Genomic DNA, 3,286 nt, shown 5'->3' with positions numbered 1-3,286 from the left:
AGGTGGTCCTCGCCGTAGTTGATCCCCCCGATGAACGCGAGCTCGCCGTCGATCACCACGATCTTGCGGTGCAGGCGGCGGAACAGGTTGGTGCGCATGCCTACCAGGCGCCGCTGCGGGTCGAACACATGGAAGCTGATGCCCGCCGAGGTCATGGCGCCGATGAAGGCGTCATCGAGGTCGGCGGTTCCGTAGCCATCCACCGCCACCTCGACCCGCACGCCACGCTCGGCGGCGGCGATCAGTGCCTGCTGCAGCTGCTGGCCAACCTTGTCGTCGAAAATGATGAAGGTCTCGAGCAGGATCTCCTCGCGTGCCTGGCCAATGGCCTCGAACACCCGCGGATAGAAGTCCTCGCCGTTGATCAGCAGCTTGACGCTGTTGCCATCGACCCAAGGGCTCATAGGCTCACCTCGGCGGCCAGCGGTGCATGGTCGGAAAGGTGTGTCCAGGGGTAGCTGGACAGCACCTGGGCGCTGTGTGGCGTGGCATTGCGCAGGTAGATGCGGTCCAGGCGCAGCAGAGGCAGGCGGGCGGGGAAGGTGCGCGCCGGGGCTCCGCATGTCTTGCCGAAGGCTTCGACCAGGCGCTCGCCCAGCACATCATCGGCCTTGAGGCGCCAGTCGTTGAAGTCGCCCGCGACAATCACCGGGGCATTCGCCGGCAGGCTGTCGAGCAGTTCCAGCAGCAGTCGGACCTGCTCCTGCCGATGGGCTTCGCGTAGCCCCAGGTGCACACAGACGGCATGCACCTGGTCATGGCCCGGCACGTCCAGGCGGCAGTGCAGCAGGCCGCGCTGCTCGTTGCCGTGGATGGACACGTCGAGGTTGTTGTATTCCAGGATCGGAAACTTGGACAGCAGGGCATTGCCGTGGTCGCCATGGGGATAGACCGCGTTGCGGCCGTAGGCGAACTGCGGCCACATGCTGTCGGCCAGAAACTCGTACTGCGGCGTCTCCGGCCAGGCGGGGTGGCGCTGGGCATGCTGCTCATGGCTGCCATGCACTTCCTGGAGAAACACCAGGTCGGCGCCGGTGGCGCGCACGGCGTCACGCAGCTCGGGCAGGATGAAGCGCCGGTTGAGCGCGGTGAAACCCTTGTGCACGTTGATCGTCAGCACATGCAGGCGGTGAACCGCGGTCACGCGGTCGATGATGCTGGTGGGCGCGGGCATGGTCTTGGTCACAGTTCCACTCCTGGTTCCACGCCGGGTTCGGTCTGCAGCGCGTCGTCCAGCTTGAGGCTTTCAAGCAGTCGACGGGCGTCATAGGGCGCGTGTACTTTCTGGTCATTGTCGAAGTAGCAATAAACGTCACGGCTGCTGCGTGCCGGCGGCGCGTGGTCGTGGATCAGATGGGCATCGTCAGGTTGCCCGCCATGGCTCCAGGCTTCGATGCGTTTGCGCCAGCGGCGCAGCGCCGCGGCCGTGTAGCCACTGCTGTAGAGCTCCACGTCGCCGTGCAGGCGCATGTAGATGAAATCGGCGGTGACATCCTCGACATAGGGCCATTTGCCCGCACTGTCGGCGACCACCAAGGCAATCTTGTGCTTGCGCAACAACGTTACAAAGGCCTCGCACAGGAAGCTTTCATGGCGGACCTCGACCGCGTGGCGCAGCGGCGCGTTGCCCTTGATATCCGTCCCGCCGTTGTCGCGCAGCCGCTCGGCGCAGTGCCGCGCGCAGCGGCGGGCAGCCTGGCGATCAATGGGCAGCAACTCGAAGAAACGCGCGAAGCGTTCTTCGTCAAAGGGCATGTTCGCGGCAAATTGCCATAGGATCGGCCCCAGTTTGTCACCGAGCAGCAGCGGGCCGGATGCGAAGAAATTGGCCAGCGGCTCCTCGATGTCCTTGAGGCGGCGCATGTGCGTGATGAAGCGCGGCCCCTTCACTGAGAACACAAAGTCCTCTGGGGTGTCATCCCGCCAGGCTATATAGCGTTCGGGTGTCTGCAGGCTGTAGAAAGAACCGTTGATCTCGATGCTGTTGACCGCCCGCGACGCGAACGCCAGCTCGTCGGTCTGAGGCAGGCCCTTGGGGTAGAAGTCTTTGCGCCAGGGGCCGTAGCGCCATCCGGAAATACCGATGCGTATCTGGCTCACGGCGTCTCCCTTCGTTCGTCATGTGCCATGCTTTGCTTTACTCCTTGAATACGGCGTTCGAGAGGCAGCGCTCTCATGGATAACGACCCGGAAACGACGGCAAGGGTTCAGCGACAGTGGACGAGCGGAGCGGCGCCTTGGGGCGCCGGCAAAGTTTTGAACTTTGCGAGGTGGGGCGTCTCAACCAGATAGTCCGCCCGGGGCTGCCAGCGGTAGCCCGATCGTGGGGCGAGGAGGGTTCACGCGATGGATTCGCCATCACTGGAGCACACCATGGCCAGACACATCATTCACTTCACCGGCCCGATCAATTCGTCCACCTGCGGCAACCTGATCAACACCTGTACCCGGGCGCTGCAACAAGGCGCCGAACGCCTGCAGATCAACGTCGCGACCATGGGCGGGGAGTGCAGCTACGGCTTTACCCTGTACAACTTCCTGCGCTCGCTGCCGGTGCAGGTCGACACCCATAACCTGGGCACGGTCGAATCAATGGGCAACATCATCTTCCTGGCAGGCGAGCATCGAACCGCCTGCGCCTACAGCAAGTTCCTGTTTCACCCGTTCCACTGGACCCTGCACGGCTCGGTGGACCACGCGCGCATGGCCGAATACGCCATGAGCCTGGATTACGACCTGCGACTCTACGCACAGATCGTCGACGAACGCACCGAAGGCGCCGCCGAGGCGTTGGACATACCCCGTTGCCTGATGGCCTATCCACGCATCCTTGGCCCACGTGAGGCCCTGGCGAGCGGGATGATCCATGCGATCGACGAGTTGCCCATACCTGCCGATGCCAGCCAGTGGAGCGTTCATGCCTGAGCAACGCGCGGCCTGCGCGAAGCCATCAAAGCCTGGAGGAGTCACACTATGCGAGCACTGACCTATCACGGCGCTACCGATGTAAGGGTCGATACCGTGCCAGATCCCAAGCTGCAGGACCCGGACGACGTCTTGTTGAAGGTGACCGCGACGGCCATCTGCGGATCGGACCTTCACCTGTATCATGGCAAGATGCCAGCCGTGAAGTCGGGGGATATCTTGGGTCACGAGTTCATGGGCATCGTCGAGGAGGTCGGCCCCGAGGTGACGGCCGTCAAGCCGGGGGACCGCGTAGTGATTCCGTTCGTGATCGCCTGCGGCAACTGCTTCTTCTGCGAGCATGACCTATTCGCAGCGTGCG

General features: G+C 63.5%; 5 protein-coding genes. 2 read left to right on the top strand and 3 right to left on the bottom strand.

Translation table 11 applies throughout. The features are described from left to right. The 3 genes from VJS90_RS21050 to VJS90_RS21040 all read right to left on the bottom strand — a co-directional run. The coding region (locus tag VJS90_RS21050; RefSeq protein ID WP_324123562.1) for a phospholipase D-like domain-containing protein at window positions 1-404 on the bottom strand (404 nt) is incomplete at its 3' end. Continuing rightward, entirely contained in the window at window positions 401-1,186 is a 786-nt protein-coding gene (locus VJS90_RS21045) for an endonuclease/exonuclease/phosphatase family protein (protein ID WP_324123561.1), read from the bottom strand. The genes VJS90_RS21045 and VJS90_RS21050, both read right to left, overlap by 4 nt. Continuing rightward, on the bottom strand, window positions 1,183-2,100 hold the full coding sequence (locus VJS90_RS21040) for a DUF72 domain-containing protein (protein ID WP_324123560.1): 918 nt from the start codon (window positions 2,098-2,100) through the stop codon (window positions 1,183-1,185). The genes VJS90_RS21045 and VJS90_RS21040 overlap by 4 nt, the downstream gene beginning before the upstream one ends. Window positions 2,101-2,373: 273 nt before the next feature. On the opposite strand from VJS90_RS21040, the gene VJS90_RS21035 reads away from it, so the two are divergent. Further along, window positions 2,374-2,925: an ATP-dependent Clp protease proteolytic subunit gene (locus VJS90_RS21035; protein ID WP_324123559.1), complete on the top strand. Its 552-nt coding sequence runs from the start codon at window positions 2,374-2,376 to the stop codon at window positions 2,923-2,925. A 48-nt stretch (window positions 2,926-2,973) separates the two neighbouring features. Beyond that, on the top strand, window positions 2,974-3,286 hold a 313-nt coding region (locus VJS90_RS21030), incomplete at its 3' end, for an alcohol dehydrogenase catalytic domain-containing protein (RefSeq protein WP_324123558.1).

The organism is Pseudomonas sp., from assembly GCF_035277045.1.
In the GTDB taxonomy this organism is placed as follows: domain Bacteria; phylum Pseudomonadota; class Gammaproteobacteria; order Pseudomonadales; family Pseudomonadaceae; genus Aquipseudomonas.
Note: the sequence above shows the minus strand (reverse complement) of the source record. Positions and strands in the feature narration are given on the sequence as shown.